The organism is Kribbella sp. NPDC049227 (assembly GCF_043197265.1).
GTDB lineage: Bacteria > Actinomycetota > Actinomycetes > Propionibacteriales > Kribbellaceae > Kribbella.
On the sequence record NZ_JBICST010000008.1, the window covers coordinates 35,419 to 50,411 of the forward strand.

The window sequence follows — 14,993 nt, forward strand, 5'->3', positions numbered from 1 at the left end:
GTGAAGGACAACCGGAAAAGGAGACTCCACATGCAGGTCGAGCCGACCATCGTGACCATTGCCCTGCCGATCGCGGACCGCCGGAGGTCGTACGAGTTCTACCGGTCCGGGCTGGGATTCACCACACCCGGTGAGCCGGACCGCGACGGCGTACCCGAGCCGCTGCGCCTCACCCTCGGCGACCACGTCCGGGTCATGCTGATCCCGAAGGTCGGGTTCGGCTGGGTGCTCAGCGGACGGAAGCAGGCCACGGCAGGACGGAGCGAGTGCGTCGTGTCCCTCAGCTTGCCGACGCGGGCCGACGTGGACGACCTGCTGGCGCGCGCGGAGCGGGCCGGCGCGGAGATCGTCCGGCCGTCGGGCGAGCAGGACTGGGGCTACGACGGGGCCTTCGCCGATCCGGACGGCCACGTCTGGCATATCGCTTTAGCCGGTGAGTTCATGACCTCGTGGCCTTAGGTGGTGCGTAAGGACGGGAGGTGTTAGGTCGTGGGGTAGTGCGCGCCAGCGTGGAGAGCTTGGTGTGTACACCGTCTCGTCGGTGTCCTACCCGTTGGTCCGCACGCCTCGAGCGTTGCTGAAGAGGGCCGCGTTGAGGAAGTCGAGTCCGAAGGTGCCACTGCGGTCGGGGTGCACGGCGCGGACCTCGAGGGGTTCGAGGGCGGTGAAGGCGGTTCGGAGGTCGTCCAGGGAGAAGGCCATGCCTCCGGACGTATCTCCGCTCATCACGACGTCCAGGTCGGCTGGTGTCTCCATGCGTTCGGCGGCGAACGTCACGATGCCGAACCGGCCGCCCTCGCGCACAGTCGGCAGCACGCGGTCGAGGTAGGTGATCCGGCGGTGTGGGGCGATGTGATGAAAGCAGCCGGAGTCGTACACGACGCCGTACTGCCCGGCCGGCAAGGGATCTCGTAGGACATCTGTCGCGGTGAGGTTCACCGAGTCGGGCATGCCGGGCCGGACGGACTCGAGGAGTGGCGCGGCAAGGTCGATGCCTTCGACCGTCGCGCCCTGCTCGGCGAACCATCTGCTGTTGCGACCGGACCCGCAGCCGATGTCGAGCACTCGGGCGCCGTCCAGGTCCCCGAGCAACCCGCGCTCGTGCCAGTCGACCAGCGGTTCGTCCGGCAGTTGGGTGGCGAGCGGGTGGCCCGGTCTCGTCAGGATCTCGGTCCAGAACTCGGCCGCGGATGACTGTGATCGATCTCCGCGGGCGCTCGCCGCCACGACCTGGTCGAGGATGCTGAGCAACTGTTCGGTCGTGTGTATGCGCGCTCCGTTGACCACTCCGGAATTCTACTGAAAAGCAGATGATCGGAGGGGTGCCATCGCTTAGGGTCGTGGTGATGATGCGTTTCTGAAGGCGCGCGCCACGGTGTGGCACTCCGGCATCGACTTCTGTCGTGCCGTCTCTTCGAGTTGCCGTGAGGTGCGTGCGCCGCGCTTCGACTGTTCTGTCGATCGCGACTCTTCAGGAGCTTCCGCATGTCCGGCATTTCCTCGCCGGGGCGCGTCCTCACGCCCGGCCTCGATCAGCATGTCACCGACCGTCTCGTACTCTGCACCCTCGATGGCGCCGCGGATCTCCTCATGGAGGAGCTTCGCTCGCTGCCGTCGGTCCACTCGATCCATCAGCTGTCCAGCGAGTCCGTTGCCTGCACAGTCGACGGCCGGCTGAGCGAGATCGCTGCTTGTTCTCTCTACTCCACGGTGGCGATCGCCCTCCACGACGACTTCCTGCACCCACTCGAGCAATCGGGGGAGACCGGCGTACTCGCAACCCTGCCGAGCCCCATCGGCTTCCGGGTCGGCTGCGACGATCCGGGAGTCAGGTACTCCGTGATCACCGCGATCGAGCGCGAGCTCCGCTGGATCAATCAGCCTGGCAGTTGGGACGTCAACCTCACCCGAACAGCGGAAGGCTGGATCGCGGAGGTCGGTCCGCTGTCGTGGATGCGGCGCTTCGGGCGGTTGGAACGGTTGCCGTGGTCAACCACCCCGCTCGTCGCGGAAGTCCTGGTGCGCTTGGCGAAACTCCAGCCGGGTCAACGCATCGTCGACCCGTTCTGCGGCACGGGCACCATCCTTCTCGCCGCACTCCGCCGGCAACCAACAGCTCGCGTCCTCGGGACCGACCGCGACCCGCGGGCTCTCGCCATCGCGGACCACAATCGACAACAGCTAGGTCGCCTCGCGCAGGCGGCAGCAGAGGCCCTCCCGTACGCCGCCGGCACCGTCGATCGGATCGTCACCAACCTCCCGTTCGGCAAGTTGGTCGGCACCCACCACGCCAACCGCACCCTCTACCCGGCCGCCCTGTCCGAGATCAATCGAGTCCTCACCACCGACGGTCGCGCCGTACTCCTCACTGAAGACAAACGCCTACTTCACAAGGCGATCGAGCAGCAGAGAGGTCTCAAGCTGGCCCGCCAACGTCTCCTCAAGTACAACGGCGCCACTCCCACCGCCTACGTCCTCGCCCGACCGCGGGAGCGACGCTGAAGCCTAGGCGGCTCTGTCTCTCAGCTCTCGTAGCCTGGCTGCCGTCAGTGTGTCCGGATCCTTGTCGGGCTCCAGCAGGATCACTGTGCAGGTTGCGGCGTGGGTTACGGCGGAGGTGATGCTGCCGTCGCCGAACTGTGCGACTGGTCCGCGCGGCGACCGGCCGAGTGCGATGACACGGGCGCCGACGTCCGTGGCATGGCGGGCCAGTGCGCGGCCGGCGGCGGCATGGTCGCCGACGCTGGTGAGTACCTGCCCGGTCGCGGCGATGTGGTGTGCGGCAAGCCGATCGAGGTGAGCGGCGACGGCCGCGTGGGCCTGTTCGGCGTCCTCGGCATCGAGGGCCAGTTCCTCGACGACAGCGGTCTCGCGGACGTGGACGACCTCCAGCGTGGTGCCGGCGTTGCGAGCGATGACGGCGGCAGCGTCGACGACCGCGGCCGCGTCGTCGGTGGCGGCGACGGCAACGATGACCGGCCGGTACTCCGCTGACGGAGCGGCTCCGACCCGCTGCAGCGACGGAAGCACCGGGGACCCCTCGGCCGGGGTCTGCTCCGCCGCGCTGACCAGCCGATGGCCGGTCGCGAGTACGGCGATGGCGAGCAGGAAGGCCAGGCCGCCGAGATAGAACGGGACGCTGAGGTTGGTGGCGTCGGCAAGCTTTCCGGCGGCGAAGGGCGCCAGGCCGCCGCCGATGAACCGGACGAAGCCGTACGCCGACGACGCGACCGGCCGCTCGACCGGCGACACGAGCATGACCGCCTGCGTGGTCAGCGTGTTGTTGATGCCGATGAACGCGCCACTGACGATGACCGCGACGATGACCACGGTCGGTGTGTGGACGCCCGCGGCGATGGCGGCCATGACGATGCCGAGGGCAAGCAGGTTGACGTACAGCACCGGTGCCGTGCCGAATTTCGCCTGCAGGCGTGGGGCGACGAACACCGAGAAGGCGGCGACCAGTAGTCCCCAGCCGGTGAACACGAGGCCGAGCCGGTGGGCGTCGAGCTCCATGGGGTACGGCGCGTAGCCGAGCATCGTGAAGAAGCCCCAGTTGTACAGCAGCGCCATCAGTCCCATCGTCAGCAGGCCCCGATGCCGAAGGGCCTTGAGCGGCGCCGCGAGCGATGTCTTGTGGTCGGGCTTCGGAAGTGATGGCACGAACACGGCGGTGGCCACGAGCGCGATGGCCATCAGCACCGCTACGCCGAAGAACGGCCCACGCCAGCTGATGCTGCCCAGCTCACCGCCGAGCAGCGGTCCGACCGCGATCCCGAGACCGAGCGCGGTCTCGTACAGGATGATCGCGCCCGCGAAGCCGCCGCTGGCCGAGGCCACGATGACCGCGAGGCTGGTGGAGATGAACAGCGCGTTGCCCAGGCCCCAGCCGGCCCGGAAGCCGACGATGCCACCGATCGATCCTGACGAACCGGCCAGGGCGGCGAACACCACGATGAGGGTCAGTCCGATGATCAGGGTCCGCTTGGCGCCGAACCGGCTGGAGAACCAGCCGACTACGAGCATCGCGACCGCGGTCACGACCAGGTAGCTGGTGAACAACAGCGACACCTGGCTCGGAGTGGCCTGCAGGCTGGAGGCCAACGCGGGCAGGATCGGGTCGACCAGACCGATGCCCATGAACGAGATGACGCAGGCGAACGCGACGGCCCAGACCGCCCGTGGTTGCTTGAACGGGGTCGAGGTCGTCCCGTGGGGTGAAGCCATGGAGGGCACTTCCTAACGTGGGGTCGCCGATGTGGTCGGCTGGTCGTCGTACGCCGATTCGACGAGCTGAGTGAGCACGGGGAGCGCGGCGGAGATGGTGGTCCGGTCCTGCGGGTCGAGCCGGTCGAGGAGCTCCTGCAGGACGTCGGCGCGTTCGGCTCGCACGCGTGCCCAGAGGTCCAGTCCGGCCTCGGTCGCTTCCACGAGTACGCCGCGTCGATCGCTGGTGCTCGTCGTACGCCGTACCAGGCCCTCGCGTTCCATCCGGGTGACCAGTTGGGTCATCCCGGGTTGGGAGATGCGTTGGGCTTGCGCCAGCTCTGTCATCCGCTGTGGTCCCGCCCGCCCGAGGCGGCTCAGTGTGGACGAAGCGGCGCTGCTCAAGCCTCCGACGGGGCGAACGAGCTGGACGAGCTGTTCGAGCACCACGAGGAGCTCCATGCCGGAGCCCTCACGATACATAATGGGGTTATGTATCTGCATAACCTCATTATGTATCTGCCCGGGCCGAAGCACAAAGTGATCTGAGGCTCACTCGATCCGGCGGTCAGCGGCGGTAGGCGCGGTAGAAGACTCGGGCGCCCGCATCGGCGCGGGCGAGGGCCGCGTCCAGTTGGCGATCGGGGTCGAACATCGCCCGGTCGAGGGATGCGCCGATGGCCAGAAAGGCGAGGTGTTCCGCGGCCAGTTCCGGGTCGGGTACGGCGAGGTGGCCGGCGGCATCCAGTTCGGCCAGGGCCTGGGCGAGCCGGGTCATCACCAGTTGAGGTGCGCGTCGGTAGTACTCGAGCGCCACGTCGGGGAAGCGTTCCGCCTCGCCGATCACCAGGCGCCGCAGGCGGATCACCGGTCCGCCGTGGATCGCCTGCGCGAGGTCGCGGGCGATGTCGACCAGCCGTTCCTCCAGCGGTGCTTCGGATCGAGTCCGCCGGTCGGTGAGGCCCGACGTCCCGAGTCGTTCGGAGTAGGACTCGGCGGTGGCGATGGCCGCGGTGATCATCGCGCGGAAGACCTGTTCCTTGTCGCCGTAGATGTTGTAGACGGTGCGCTTGGCGACGCCGGCCGCCGCGGCGATGTCATCGATGCTCGTCCCCTGATAGCCCTTCGCCAGGAACTCCGCGGCGGCCGCCTCGGTGATCATCGCGCGGGACCGTCGTACCCGCGGGTCCTCGTACTCGGTGCCGGTCGCCGCCTCGGCCATTGCTCGTCTCCCTCTTGCACTCATTGGTGCAGTAGTGCAAAGTATGGTCACAAGTGCACCAGGTGGTGCATTAGATCAAAGACTACCTCAGGAGACTGCGATGAGCACCAACACCTCGATCACGGCAACACCCGTCGTACCGGACAGTTGGCGACGTGGGCGAGCAGCCACCATCGGCCTCTGGACCGCCTCGATCGCCTTGGCCGTGCCGGTGGGATTCGGTGGCGTGGCCAAGCTGACCGGCGACCCCCAGATGGTGGACATGTTCACCACGATCGGCGCCGGACAAGGGCTTCGAGTCCTCATCGGCATACTGGAGATCGCGGGAGCCCTCGGACTGTTGCTGCCGCTGGCCGCCGGACGACTCGGTCGGATGGCCCGACCGCTCGCCGGTCTCGCTGCGTTCGGATTGGCCCTACTTCTGATCGGCGCGGCGGTGACCAACGTCGCCGTACTGGGCACGAGCCCCGCCCTGCCGCTGGTCTTGCTGGCCCTCGCGGCCGCCGTCGTCACCATCCGCCGGCGCGAACTCCGCGCCATGATCACCCGCTGACCCCGCCGTGACAGAACAGGACAAGACGATGACTGAGAACGCGATCGACAAACTGCGCTCGCTCGAGCCCCTGCTCGGCACCTGGCGCGTCGAGGGCCCCGAGTCGACCGGCACCGTGCGGTACGCCTGGGCGGAGTTCGGCGGCTGGCTGGTCCAGCAGGTCGACCTCGGTGCCGGTGACACCGCGAATCGCGGAGTCGAGTACATCGGCTACGACAAGGAGACCGACAGCATCCGCTCGCACTTCTTCGGCGGATCCGGCGAGATCCTCGAGTACACCTATGTGCTGGACGGCAAAGAACTGACGATCTACTTCGGCGGACCCGACTCGCCGGCGAAGTTCGTCGGCACCTTCAACGACGACTTCACCCGCAACACCGGCGCCTGGGCGTGGCCGGGCGGCGGCTACGAGTCCACCATGACGAAGGAGTCCGACTGACTCCGCTCAGCACGAGAGGCCGAGTAGGCGGGCGCCGTTGTGCCGGCAGACGGCGCGTAGCCAGTCGTCGCCGAGATCCAGCGACTCCAGTGCGGAGAGTTGGACGGCGTACTCGTAGGGGATGTTGGGGAAGTCCGTGCCCAGGACGATGCGGTCCTGAAGGTCGGCCAGGCGAGGCGTCAACTCCCGGGGGAACGGCATGAGGGACTCGGTGAAGGGCGTGAGAGCCATCGTCGTGTCCAGATGGACGTTCGGGTACGACGTGAGGGCCAGGTGCTCGGCGTACTCGGGCATGCCTAGGTGGGCGATGACCGCGGTCAGGCGCGGGTGCTTCCGCAGTACGTCGCCGAACGGTCCGGGACCCGTGTGCCGGCCGGGGATCGGGCCGGATCCACAGTGCACGACCACCGGTACGCCGGCCTCCGCGAGCTGACCCCACACGTCGTCCAGTTCGTCCTCGCGCGGATCGTAGTCACCCACCTGGACGTGGACCTTGAAGATCCGCGTCCCCCGTTCGAGCGCCTCGCGCACATAGTCCGCGGCACCCGGCTCGGGATAGAACGTCCCGCTCCGCACACATCCGGGCGTCGCAGCGGCGAAGTCCCGGGCCCACGCGTTGAGCCACTCGGCCATGCCGGGCTTGTGCGGATACACCAGCGCGGGGAAGGCCCGAACCCCCAGCGTTTCCAGGGTTTTCAGCCGCTCCTCCACCGAGGTCCGGTAGGTGACCGGCCACTCGGTGCCGTAGTGCTTCGGCGCCTGGTCGAAGTACGCCCAGACCGCGTTCATCACCTGATCCGGCAGGAAGTGGACGTGCACATCGACCAGCCCGTCCAGCCCCAGCCGCCGCCACCACGCCGGTACGTCGCTGTCTCGCACCCGCCCAGCCTAGGCCGTGTCTGGTAATCCCCCGCCTACTGCGCGGCACTCGGCACGGCACCTCGCCGCACTGCGCAAAGGCCACGATGCTCCGCATCGAGACCTTCGCTCCAGCACGCCGATGCACCGCACCGAGCACCTGCTCGCTACGGCGCGGGATTACCAGACACGACCTAGGCCGCTCAGCGCGACCGCGAAGCGACGTACCTCACGTGCAGGCTTTGCAAGAACTACGTACCTACGTACTATCCACAGTGTGGATATGGCTGTGGATAACCGGCTCGCGGAGCTGGAACGGCGGATCGCCGCGCTGGAATCCGCAGCGGACACGCGGGGAGGAGCCAGGCGGCGGACCTCCGCCGGGCAGGCCGAAGCGGCCCGGGCGCTCAGTGAGCTCCGGGCATGGAGTGACTGGTCAGATGTCGCGCCGGCCCTCGCGGCGCTGGGCAACCCCGTCCGGCTGACCCTGCTGCGCGAGATCGTGCGCGGGCGTGCGACGGTCAGCTCGCTGAGCAAGGTCGACGGCCTCGGCACCAGCGGTCAGATCTACCACCACCTCCGCCACCTGACCGCCGAAGGCTGGTTGCACACCCCCGCGCGCGGAACCTTCGCGATCCCGCCGCACCGGGTCACCGCGCTTCAGGCGATCCTTGCCGCCCTGGAAGCCGACCAGACCGCTTAGCCGGCCTGGTCGGAGAGCCAGAGGCTGGTCAGACCCCGGAAATGGGCCATGAACTCGTCCTGCTCGTGCTCGGGGTAGGTGGTGGCGACGGTCGACGTCAGGAGGCGGTCGAAGTCGGGGCCGGCGACCCAGTCGCGGACGCGGGCGTCGAAGTCGGCGAGGTGCTCGGCGCACCACTCGTGGTACTTCGTGGTCTCGAAGTGCTCGTCGGCCAGGGCCAGATAGGCCTCGATCTTCGCGTTGTAGTCGAGCGATTCGTCGTCCGCGATCGCGAAGTACCGCTCGGTGTGCAGGTCGACCGAGCTGCGCCGGCCGGTCGCGAGGGAGAACACCGACCACTTGACCAGTGCGCTGATCGCCCAGGGGAAGTAGTAGTGCAGCGAGGTGACCGCGACGTCCGGGCAGGCGTTGGCGTAGTCGATCGGGTGGACCGAGTCGCCCTTCACCAGCATCTCGCAGGAGTTGAACTCCCAGCCGAAGAAGGCGTTCACGATCCGGCTGATCGCCACCGCCTCGTGCCCGGCGGACGGGCTGAGGAAGTCGTGCGAGACGGCGTACCGGTTGTGCATCGGCTCGTCGGGGCGGAAGTCCATCACCATCGTCTCGGCGCCGATCGACAGGGCCCGGGCGAACTTGTCGTACTCGATCGTCGCCTGAAGATGCATCAGCATCTCGCCGGACTGGTCGTACGCGCGATGCAGGTCCACCTTGTCGTTGATCCGGGACACGCCCCGCCAGCCGCCGCCGTCGAACGGCTTCATGTACATCGGATAGCCGAGGTCCTCGGCGATGGCGTCCAGGTCGAACGCCTTGTTGTACTGCGCCGACGTGTACGCCCAGCGCACGTTGTCGACCGGGTTCTTGTACGGCACCAGCACGGTCCGCGGGATCTTCAGCCCGAGCCGGAGCATCGCGCAGTACGCCGAATGCTTCTCCATCGACTGGAACGTGAACGGGGAGTTCAGCAGGTAGGTGCCGTTCATCAGCGCGGCCTTCTTGAGCCACTCGCGCGGGTGGTAGTACCAGTAGGCGAGCCGGTCGATCACCAGCCCGACCCGGACCGGGTCGTTCAGGTCGAACGGCTCGATGGTCAGCCGCCGGGACCCGAACTCGTGCTCGGTCCCGTCGATGGTGACCGGCCCGACCCGCTGCAACAGCGCCTCGAACGCCCGCGGCCAGTCCTCTTCAGCCCCGAGCAACAACCCGATCAAATGCCGTGAGCGGTCAGCCACAGTCAGACTCCTAACAGAATCGGGGCAGGTGGTGGGCGAGCTGCTTGCGCCACCAGGGCCAGTCGTGGGCTACGTCGTACCCCCACAGGTCGAGCTCATGCGGGATGCCTTTGGCCTTCAGTACGGCGGCGGTCGCGTGGGCGGACGGCAACGACCCGGTCGGGTTCGTCTCCCAGTCGCCCTGACCGACCGTGAGCAGGATGAAGATCCGGGTGCGCAACCACTCCAGGTGGTCACCGGCGAGATTCGGCAGGTAGTCGGCCGGGTTGTTGAAGTACGTCGCGTCGCCGCGCTCACCCCACGCGTGCCAGCTGGCCGCGTCGTAGTTGCCGGACTGGCAGATCGCGATCGGGAACAGATCGGCCCGTTTGAACGCGAAGTTGAGCGCGTGGAAGGCGCCCAGGCTGCAGCCGGTGGTGATGATGTCGGCGGTGCCGGGGGAGTCCGCGCCGATCGCCGGGACCACCTGCTCCAGGATCCAGGACTCGTAGAGCCCGTGCCGCCGGGCCCGGTCCTCGAGCTGGATGCTGCGGTCCGACCAGCTGACGTGGTCGAAGGAATCGACGCAGTACAGCTTCACCCGGCCGGCCTCGATCAGGTCCGCGACCGCGTCGACCATGCCGTTGTTCTCGTAGTCCCAGGCGCGGCCCTGCTCGCTCGGGAACACCAGCACCGGGCGGCCGAAATGGCCGTACCGGATCAGCGTGCCCCGCCGGTCAACCCCCGGCGCCTCCAACTCGACCTGCTCCCGCTCCATCTGCCCCACCCCAGCACCGTTGCAGTAGCTCCGTCAGCTCAGGATCCAGCACATCACGCCATGCTGTGAAGTTGTGCATGTCCGGCGTTTCGTCGAACCTCACCTCCAGCCCGAGCTCGGCCAGCTTCGCGGCCATCACCCGGTTGTTGTGGACGTTCTCCTCTGTCGTCCCCGCGGTCATCCCGATCAGCGGCGTACTGGGCGGCGTGGTTGCCGTCAGCACCTGCCCGACGAAGGCGGTGACCTGGGCGTAGAACTCGAACCGCGACTCCTGCGGATCCGTGTCGGCGGTGAAGAACGACCCCGACTGCAGGAACAGCCCGTCGAAGGTGCCCGGATGGTGCCATTCCGCGAACAAGGCGGCCAGCGCACCCAGGCTCGCGCCCATCAGCACGGGCCGCCGGCTGCGGTACTGCGCCTCGATCGCGGGCAGCACGTACTGCGTCAGGGCGCCGGCGTACTGCGGATTCGCGGCGTACCAGAGGTTGCGGGTCGTGGGCCGGGTCAGCGCGAGCCGGAACGGCGGGAGCACGGCCCCGGCGACCATCGCGCCGGCGTAGTGGGTCAGACCGGCGTACGTCGCGAACTCCGGTCCGTCGTGGGACAGGAGCAGCGGCAGCTCGAAGGTCGGCGCGACGCCTTCGGGCGCCCAGACGTGAACGTCGACCTCGCCGACCGGGGTTTCCACACCGAGCGGAGTCAGCGCCGACGCGATCGGTGGGACGGTGATCCACGCGGGCTCGACGTACCCGGGCATCGGCAGCCAGGAGTGTTCCCCGAACGCCCCGCCGACGACGCGCGGGTTGGTCGGGTCGGTCCGCATCCCCAGGTCGGCGATGTCGAACAGGTACTCCATCCGGCGCACCGACGGCCGGGGCAACCGCAGCTCCCAGCCGTGGTCCACCTGCTTGAACTCGAGCAGTTCGGCCGCCAGCCCGAGCTCCTGCCACAGCTTCACCCCGGTGAACGCGTGCGAGGGATCGCCGAGGCGGAACACCACCTCGGCGCCCTCGACACCACTCACCACAGCAGGCATCAGACCACCGTACGCCGACCGGATCCCGGTAGTGGAAACGGTGGACACCGAGGCATAATCGACGTGTCGCTGGGGTGCGATGTGGGTTAGCGCGATTCTTGGGAGGGGACCGTGCGGCACGACCCATCGGACTACTCGCTGGCCGTGGAATTCGCGCAACTCGCGCTCAGCCTCCACGACGCGGAACATGTCGACGAGACCGTCGAGTCCGTCGTCCGATCCGCTGTGCAGGCGGTCGGGGGCGACGCCGCCGGACTGGTCCTGAGCCACCGGGGCGGGCGCCTCGAGGTCGCAGCCGTGACCGATCCGGTCGTCGAGACGATCTACCGGCATCAGTCGGAAACCGGCGAAGGCCCGATGCCGGCGGCTGCAGCGTCTGGCAGCCCGCTGCACGTCCGGGACGTGACGACCGATCCGCGCTGGCCGCGGTGGAGCGAACTACTCATCGGCCTCGGCCTGCGCAGTGTGATCCACGTTCCGATGCTGCTCGGTGGCCGGGGCGCGGGGATCCTCAGCGTCTACGCCGCGCTGCCGAACGCGTTCAGCGCCGACGACGTCGCCGTCGCCCATATCCTCGCTCGGCATGCCTCGGTGGCTGTGGCGACGGCGCGCCGTCAGGAGAACCTGGCCCAGGCGGTCGACGCCCGGAAGCTGATCGGTCAGGCGATGGGCATCCTGATGGAACGGTACGGACTGGACGGCGATCGCGCGTTCGAGGTCCTGAAGCGCTACTCCCAGGACACCCACACCAAGCTGCGCGACGTCGCACAGCACCTCATCCAGACCCGGCGACTCCCGACCGGCCCGGCCAAGGATCAGGTCCCGCCGTCCACAGGCTGATCCCGGAAGGACTGAAAGCCCGGTGAAAGGTTTCCTCGGTAACGTCGGTTCTCACGACTGCGGTTTCTGGAGGAGCTCATGGTGGGACTGGAGGACATCCGGGCGGTGACGGCCGATCTGCCGCGCAGCTACGAGGTGCTCGTGCGGGACTCGATCAAGTACCGGGTCGGGCAGATCGTCTACCTGGCGGTCGCGCCGGACGAACAGACGATCGGGATCGCGTTCCCCCGCGAGGAACGCGCGGCCGCGCTGGCCGCCGAACCGGACAAGTTCTTCCCCCCTCGCCCGTCCGACGAGCGCTTCCGCTGGATCCAGGTCCGCCTCGACGCTCTCGAGTACGACGAACTCCGCGAACTGATCCTGGACGCCTGGGCCATGGTCGTACCCAAGAAGGTCCAGGCCGAATACTTCGCACGGTAGTCACTCAGGGGCCTACGGCAACCATCTCATCCTCTGGTAGGAGACGCTGTACTTCCTGGGCCTACTGACGTCGCGCCAGAACCGTCCCGACGACCGATGGGCGGGGCGGTTTCTCCCGGCAGCCTGGAAGCATGACCGGAGACTTCCTACCCCACCGCCGCCAAGCGTCGGCCCGAGCCCAGGTACTGGCCATCCTCATCGTGATCGCTGTTGCCGCACTCGGCCTCTACCTGTTCACGTAGGAAACCTGCAGAGCGCCAGGGCTATGTTGGCGGGCGGTGGGGCGGCGGCTGGTTGCCAGGTGTCGGGGTTCCAGGTGCGGGAGCGGCGGAAGGCCTTGGGGCAGTGGAAGAAGACCTCCTCGACGTCGACGAGCAGGGCCAGCGACGGTCGGTGGCCCTTGACCACGAGGTCGTCGAAGTCTGGGAGATCGGTGACCAGTTGGGCCCGGCCGTTGATGCGCAGGGTGTCGCCGCGGCCGGGGATGATCAGGACGAGTCCGACGTGAGGGTTCTCCAGGATGTTGTGGAATCCGTCCATCCGCCGGTTGCCAGGACGTTCGGGGATCGCGAGCCGGGTCGGGCTGAGGACGCGTACGAACCCGGGCGGGTCACCCTTCGGCGAGACATCGCAGCGGCCGTCGGCCGAGGAGGTGGCCACGAAGACCAGGCTCGTGGCGGCGATCCACAAGCGGTGAACGTCCTCGAGTGTGTTGATGACTTTGTCGCGGACCGTCGGTGTTGGTACGCCGTACGCCTCCAGTTGTTCGACCGAGGCGACCAGTGTGAAGGGTTCCATGACATCGGAGACGATCGAGGCCGAGACGCAGTGACAGTCCGCCGCATTCAGTCAGTCGGCAACAAGCGATTGGTCAGGTAGCCGAGGATCTCGTCCCTGGCCTCGACGGTCGGGTGTCCGTCCTCGTCGACGAGATGCGCGGTCACCACACTGTGGGGTGTCTCGACGACCTCACGGAAGAACGGCGGCGGGTCGGTCTTCGCGGAGCTGCCCGGAAGGACGCGACCGTCGAAGGCGTCGCCGAGGAGTGCCCGGTACGCCGCGAACCGTTGGCCGGTGCACCAGCGGTCATTGTCGAACCTGTACGCCAGAACGCTCAGCCCGTCCCGGTCGACGCGATCCCGGATCGCACGCGCGTCCTCGTCGCTCAGCTCGAGTCCCGCCGGGTCGTCGAGCGGCAGGGACGGGTGGTTGACCACCGGCGCGATGACGGCCGGCTCGAGCGCCATGGTGAGGGCGAAGTTGCCGGTGAAGCACAGACCGATCGCGCCGACACCCGGACCGCCGCACTCGGCATGTGCCTGCCGCGCGAGCCCACGCAGCCACGCGGTCACCGGACTCGTCCCGCCTCCCGCGAACGCGCGGAACTCCGCACTGACGCAGGCGCGACGGGTAACCTCCGAACCGCCGTCGGCCGTGGGGTAGGCGCCGTCGATCCCGAAGAGCGACGGGACGTAGACGGTGAAGCCGGCATCCCGCACCCACCGCGCCAGCCGAAGGACGTCCGGGCTGATACCGGGCATCTCCGGCATCACGACCACGGCCGGCCCGGACCCCGCGACGTACACCGTCTTCACCACCCCGTCGACCTCGATGAGTTGGCGGAAGAAGTCCGCGATCTCGTCGTCACGTGTGCTCATGCCGACAGCGTGCTGCCAGGAACCTCGTACGACGAGCGGCCAGATCGCCATAGTTGGAGGTAATCTCGCCACGAGCGACGAGGAGCCTGGAGATGGGTGTACTGCGGGTCGGTGTGCTGGCGTATCCGCGATGCTTCGCGTCCGAGGTGTACGGCGTACCCGATCTGCTGACCATGGCCACCCACCTCGGCGGCCCGGACGGGGCCGGGTACGAAGTGTCGATCATGTCGCCGCGCCGTCAGGTCACCGCGTCGGGTGGTGCGAGGCTGGCGGTCTCCGCGGTCCGTGACGTCGACGTTCTCGTCGTACCTGGGTTCGAGCTCTCGCCGGACCTTCTCCTGGACACGATGCTGGCGCCGCTCGCCGCGGAACTCGCGGTGATCCGCTCACATGTTGCCACCGGCAACGCGGTGGTCTCGATCTGTGTCGGGGCGTTCCTGCTCGCGGAGGCGGGTCTGCTGGCCGGCCGCCGGGCGACGACCTCGTGGATCTTCGCGGACGAACTGGCCCGCCGCTGCCCCGACGCCGAGGTCCGCGCCGAGCAGTTGGTCGTCACCGACAGCGGGGTGACGACGACCGGGTCGTTCAGTGCCATGTACGACTTCGCGCTGGGCCTGATCCGGGAACACAGCGGAACCTCCGTGGCCAGGGCGACCGCGAGACTTGCGCTCGTCGACGATGCGCGGTCCTCACAGACGCCGTACGTCGACGCGCGGCTGCTGCCGCAGGCCGGAAGCGAGTTCTCGCGAGAAGTCATGCGCCACCTCGACCAGAACCTGGCCGACCGCTACGACCTCACCGCCCTGGCCGCCACCTTCAAGGTCAGCACCCGCACCTTGCTCCGGCGTTTCGCAGACGAGACCCACCAAAGCCCGCTCGACTACCTCCAGGCTTCGCGCGTCTCCCGCGCCCGCCACCTCCTGGAGACCACAGACCGAACCATCGCCAGCATCTCCACCACAGTCGGCTACAAGAACCCCGGCACCTTCGCCGCCCTCTTCACCAAACACACAGGCCAACGTCCCAGCACCTACCGAACAGCCTTCCGCCGATCGACCACCTGACCCAT

Annotated in this window: 18 protein-coding genes; 8 read left to right on the forward strand and 10 right to left on the reverse strand. The window is 67.9% G+C overall.

The features are described from left to right. Positions 1–30 precede the first annotated feature (30 nt). Positions 31–459, forward strand: coding sequence for a VOC family protein (locus ACGFH6_RS33285; RefSeq protein WP_393391861.1), 429 nt, complete (start codon positions 31–33; stop codon positions 457–459). Positions 460–546: 87 nt separating this feature from the next. Here the strand turns inward: ACGFH6_RS33285 and ACGFH6_RS33290 are convergent, their stop codons facing one another. Next, complete coding sequence (locus ACGFH6_RS33290; protein ID WP_393391865.1) at positions 547–1,287, reverse strand: SAM-dependent methyltransferase; 741 nt, start codon at positions 1,285–1,287, stop codon at positions 547–549. A gap of 198 nt (positions 1,288–1,485) precedes the next feature. On the opposite strand from ACGFH6_RS33290, the gene ACGFH6_RS33295 reads away from it, so the two are divergent. Further along, entirely contained in the window at positions 1,486–2,502 is a 1,017-nt protein-coding gene (locus tag ACGFH6_RS33295) for a methyltransferase domain-containing protein (RefSeq protein WP_393391867.1), read from the forward strand. A gap of 3 nt (positions 2,503–2,505) precedes the next feature. Here the strand turns inward: ACGFH6_RS33295 and ACGFH6_RS33300 are convergent, their stop codons facing one another. From ACGFH6_RS33300 to ACGFH6_RS33310, 3 genes are all read right to left on the reverse strand, one after another. Then, a complete protein-coding gene (locus tag ACGFH6_RS33300; RefSeq protein ID WP_393391869.1) occupies positions 2,506–4,227 on the reverse strand; it encodes an MFS transporter in 1,722 nt (573 codons plus the stop codon). A 12-nt stretch (positions 4,228–4,239) separates the two neighbouring features. Next, the gene (locus ACGFH6_RS33305) at positions 4,240–4,668 is read right to left on the reverse strand and encodes a MarR family winged helix-turn-helix transcriptional regulator (protein WP_393391871.1); all 429 of its coding nucleotides are present in this window, start codon (positions 4,666–4,668) and stop codon (positions 4,240–4,242) included. A 106-nt stretch (positions 4,669–4,774) separates the two neighbouring features. Beyond that, positions 4,775–5,428 carry a TetR/AcrR family transcriptional regulator gene (locus ACGFH6_RS33310; protein WP_393391874.1) on the reverse strand — a complete coding sequence of 218 codons (654 nt, stop codon included), beginning with the start codon at positions 5,426–5,428 and terminating at the stop codon, positions 4,775–4,777. Positions 5,429–5,528: 100 nt separating this feature from the next. On the opposite strand from ACGFH6_RS33310, the gene ACGFH6_RS33315 reads away from it, so the two are divergent. Together ACGFH6_RS33315 and ACGFH6_RS33320 are read left to right on the forward strand one after the other, a co-directional pair. Next, positions 5,529–5,981 (forward strand): DoxX family protein, encoded by a 453-nt coding sequence (locus ACGFH6_RS33315; protein WP_393391877.1) that lies wholly within the window; start codon positions 5,529–5,531, stop codon positions 5,979–5,981. A gap of 28 nt (positions 5,982–6,009) precedes the next feature. Beyond that, positions 6,010–6,420: a hypothetical protein gene (locus tag ACGFH6_RS33320; protein ID WP_393391879.1), complete on the forward strand. Its 411-nt coding sequence runs from the start codon at positions 6,010–6,012 to the stop codon at positions 6,418–6,420. A gap of 6 nt (positions 6,421–6,426) precedes the next feature. On the opposite strand, the gene ACGFH6_RS33325 is transcribed toward ACGFH6_RS33320, so the two are convergent. Beyond that, the gene (locus ACGFH6_RS33325) at positions 6,427–7,299 is read right to left on the reverse strand and encodes an amidohydrolase family protein (protein WP_393391881.1); all 873 of its coding nucleotides are present in this window, start codon (positions 7,297–7,299) and stop codon (positions 6,427–6,429) included. 262 nt (positions 7,300–7,561) lie between these two features. On the opposite strand from ACGFH6_RS33325, the gene ACGFH6_RS33330 reads away from it, so the two are divergent. Then, a complete protein-coding gene (locus ACGFH6_RS33330) occupies positions 7,562–7,981 on the forward strand; it encodes an ArsR/SmtB family transcription factor (protein WP_393391884.1) in 420 nt (139 codons plus the stop codon). On the opposite strand, the gene ACGFH6_RS33335 is transcribed toward ACGFH6_RS33330, so the two are convergent. From ACGFH6_RS33335 to ACGFH6_RS33345, 3 genes are read right to left on the reverse strand one after another with little or no spacing between them, the layout of a single operon-like run. After that, on the reverse strand, positions 7,978–9,213 hold the full coding sequence (locus tag ACGFH6_RS33335; protein WP_393391886.1) for a RimK family alpha-L-glutamate ligase: 1,236 nt from the start codon (positions 9,211–9,213) through the stop codon (positions 7,978–7,980). The genes ACGFH6_RS33330 and ACGFH6_RS33335 overlap by 4 nt on opposite strands. 10 nt (positions 9,214–9,223) lie before the next feature. Then, a complete protein-coding gene (locus ACGFH6_RS33340) occupies positions 9,224–9,970 on the reverse strand; it encodes an esterase family protein (RefSeq protein ID WP_393391888.1) in 747 nt (248 codons plus the stop codon). Next, positions 9,930–11,006 (reverse strand): alpha/beta hydrolase, encoded by a 1,077-nt coding sequence (locus ACGFH6_RS33345; RefSeq protein ID WP_393391890.1) that lies wholly within the window; start codon positions 11,004–11,006, stop codon positions 9,930–9,932. Before ACGFH6_RS33345 ends, ACGFH6_RS33340 begins: the two co-directional genes overlap by 41 nt. A gap of 111 nt (positions 11,007–11,117) precedes the next feature. On the opposite strand from ACGFH6_RS33345, the gene ACGFH6_RS33350 reads away from it, so the two are divergent. Together ACGFH6_RS33350 and ACGFH6_RS33355 are read left to right on the forward strand one after the other, a co-directional pair. Then, positions 11,118–11,846 (forward strand): GAF and ANTAR domain-containing protein, encoded by a 729-nt coding sequence (locus tag ACGFH6_RS33350; RefSeq protein WP_393391893.1) that lies wholly within the window; start codon positions 11,118–11,120, stop codon positions 11,844–11,846. A gap of 78 nt (positions 11,847–11,924) precedes the next feature. Next, the gene (locus ACGFH6_RS33355; protein WP_393391895.1) at positions 11,925–12,266 is read left to right on the forward strand and encodes an MmcQ/YjbR family DNA-binding protein; all 342 of its coding nucleotides are present in this window, start codon (positions 11,925–11,927) and stop codon (positions 12,264–12,266) included. A gap of 234 nt (positions 12,267–12,500) precedes the next feature. Here the strand turns inward: ACGFH6_RS33355 and ACGFH6_RS33360 are convergent, their stop codons facing one another. Both ACGFH6_RS33360 and ACGFH6_RS33365 read right to left on the reverse strand, forming a co-directional pair. After that, positions 12,501–13,064 carry an MSMEG_1061 family FMN-dependent PPOX-type flavoprotein gene (locus ACGFH6_RS33360; protein ID WP_393391898.1) on the reverse strand — a complete coding sequence of 188 codons (564 nt, stop codon included), beginning with the start codon at positions 13,062–13,064 and terminating at the stop codon, positions 12,501–12,503. Positions 13,065–13,111: 47 nt separating this feature from the next. Then, a complete protein-coding gene (locus tag ACGFH6_RS33365) occupies positions 13,112–13,924 on the reverse strand; it encodes a dienelactone hydrolase family protein (RefSeq protein ID WP_393391900.1) in 813 nt (270 codons plus the stop codon). 92 nt (positions 13,925–14,016) lie between these two features. Between ACGFH6_RS33365 and ACGFH6_RS33370 the strand changes: the two genes are divergently transcribed. Further along, positions 14,017–14,988: a GlxA family transcriptional regulator gene (locus ACGFH6_RS33370; RefSeq protein ID WP_393391903.1), complete on the forward strand. Its 972-nt coding sequence runs from the start codon at positions 14,017–14,019 to the stop codon at positions 14,986–14,988. The last annotated feature ends 5 nt before the right edge of the window (positions 14,989–14,993 follow it).

What these genes read in the sequence shown, in the direction of transcription:
- ACGFH6_RS33320 (WP_393391879.1), top strand. Translation starts at nt 6,010, where the DNA reads ATGACTGAGAACGCGATCGACAAACTGCGCTCGCTCGAGCCCCTGCTC.
- ACGFH6_RS33340 (WP_393391888.1), bottom strand. Translation starts at nt 9,970, where the DNA reads ATGGAGCGGGAGCAGGTCGAGTTGGAGGCGCCGGGGGTTGACCGGCGG.
- ACGFH6_RS33370 (WP_393391903.1), top strand. Translation starts at nt 14,017, where the DNA reads ATGGGTGTACTGCGGGTCGGTGTGCTGGCGTATCCGCGATGCTTCGCG.
- ACGFH6_RS33295 (WP_393391867.1), top strand. Translation starts at nt 1,486, where the DNA reads ATGTCCGGCATTTCCTCGCCGGGGCGCGTCCTCACGCCCGGCCTCGAT.
- ACGFH6_RS33355 (WP_393391895.1), top strand. Translation starts at nt 11,925, where the DNA reads ATGGTGGGACTGGAGGACATCCGGGCGGTGACGGCCGATCTGCCGCGC.
- ACGFH6_RS33285 (WP_393391861.1), top strand. Translation starts at nt 31, where the DNA reads ATGCAGGTCGAGCCGACCATCGTGACCATTGCCCTGCCGATCGCGGAC.
- ACGFH6_RS33345 (WP_393391890.1), bottom strand. Translation starts at nt 11,006, where the DNA reads ATGCCTGCTGTGGTGAGTGGTGTCGAGGGCGCCGAGGTGGTGTTCCGC.
- ACGFH6_RS33310 (WP_393391874.1), bottom strand. Translation starts at nt 5,428, where the DNA reads ATGGCCGAGGCGGCGACCGGCACCGAGTACGAGGACCCGCGGGTACGA.
- ACGFH6_RS33330 (WP_393391884.1), top strand. Translation starts at nt 7,562, where the DNA reads ATGGCTGTGGATAACCGGCTCGCGGAGCTGGAACGGCGGATCGCCGCG.
- ACGFH6_RS33365 (WP_393391900.1), bottom strand. Translation starts at nt 13,924, where the DNA reads ATGAGCACACGTGACGACGAGATCGCGGACTTCTTCCGCCAACTCATC.
- ACGFH6_RS33315 (WP_393391877.1), top strand. Translation starts at nt 5,529, where the DNA reads ATGAGCACCAACACCTCGATCACGGCAACACCCGTCGTACCGGACAGT.
- ACGFH6_RS33360 (WP_393391898.1), bottom strand. Translation starts at nt 13,064, where the DNA reads ATGGAACCCTTCACACTGGTCGCCTCGGTCGAACAACTGGAGGCGTAC.
- ACGFH6_RS33305 (WP_393391871.1), bottom strand. Translation starts at nt 4,668, where the DNA reads ATGGAGCTCCTCGTGGTGCTCGAACAGCTCGTCCAGCTCGTTCGCCCC.
- ACGFH6_RS33300 (WP_393391869.1), bottom strand. Translation starts at nt 4,227, where the DNA reads ATGGCTTCACCCCACGGGACGACCTCGACCCCGTTCAAGCAACCACGG.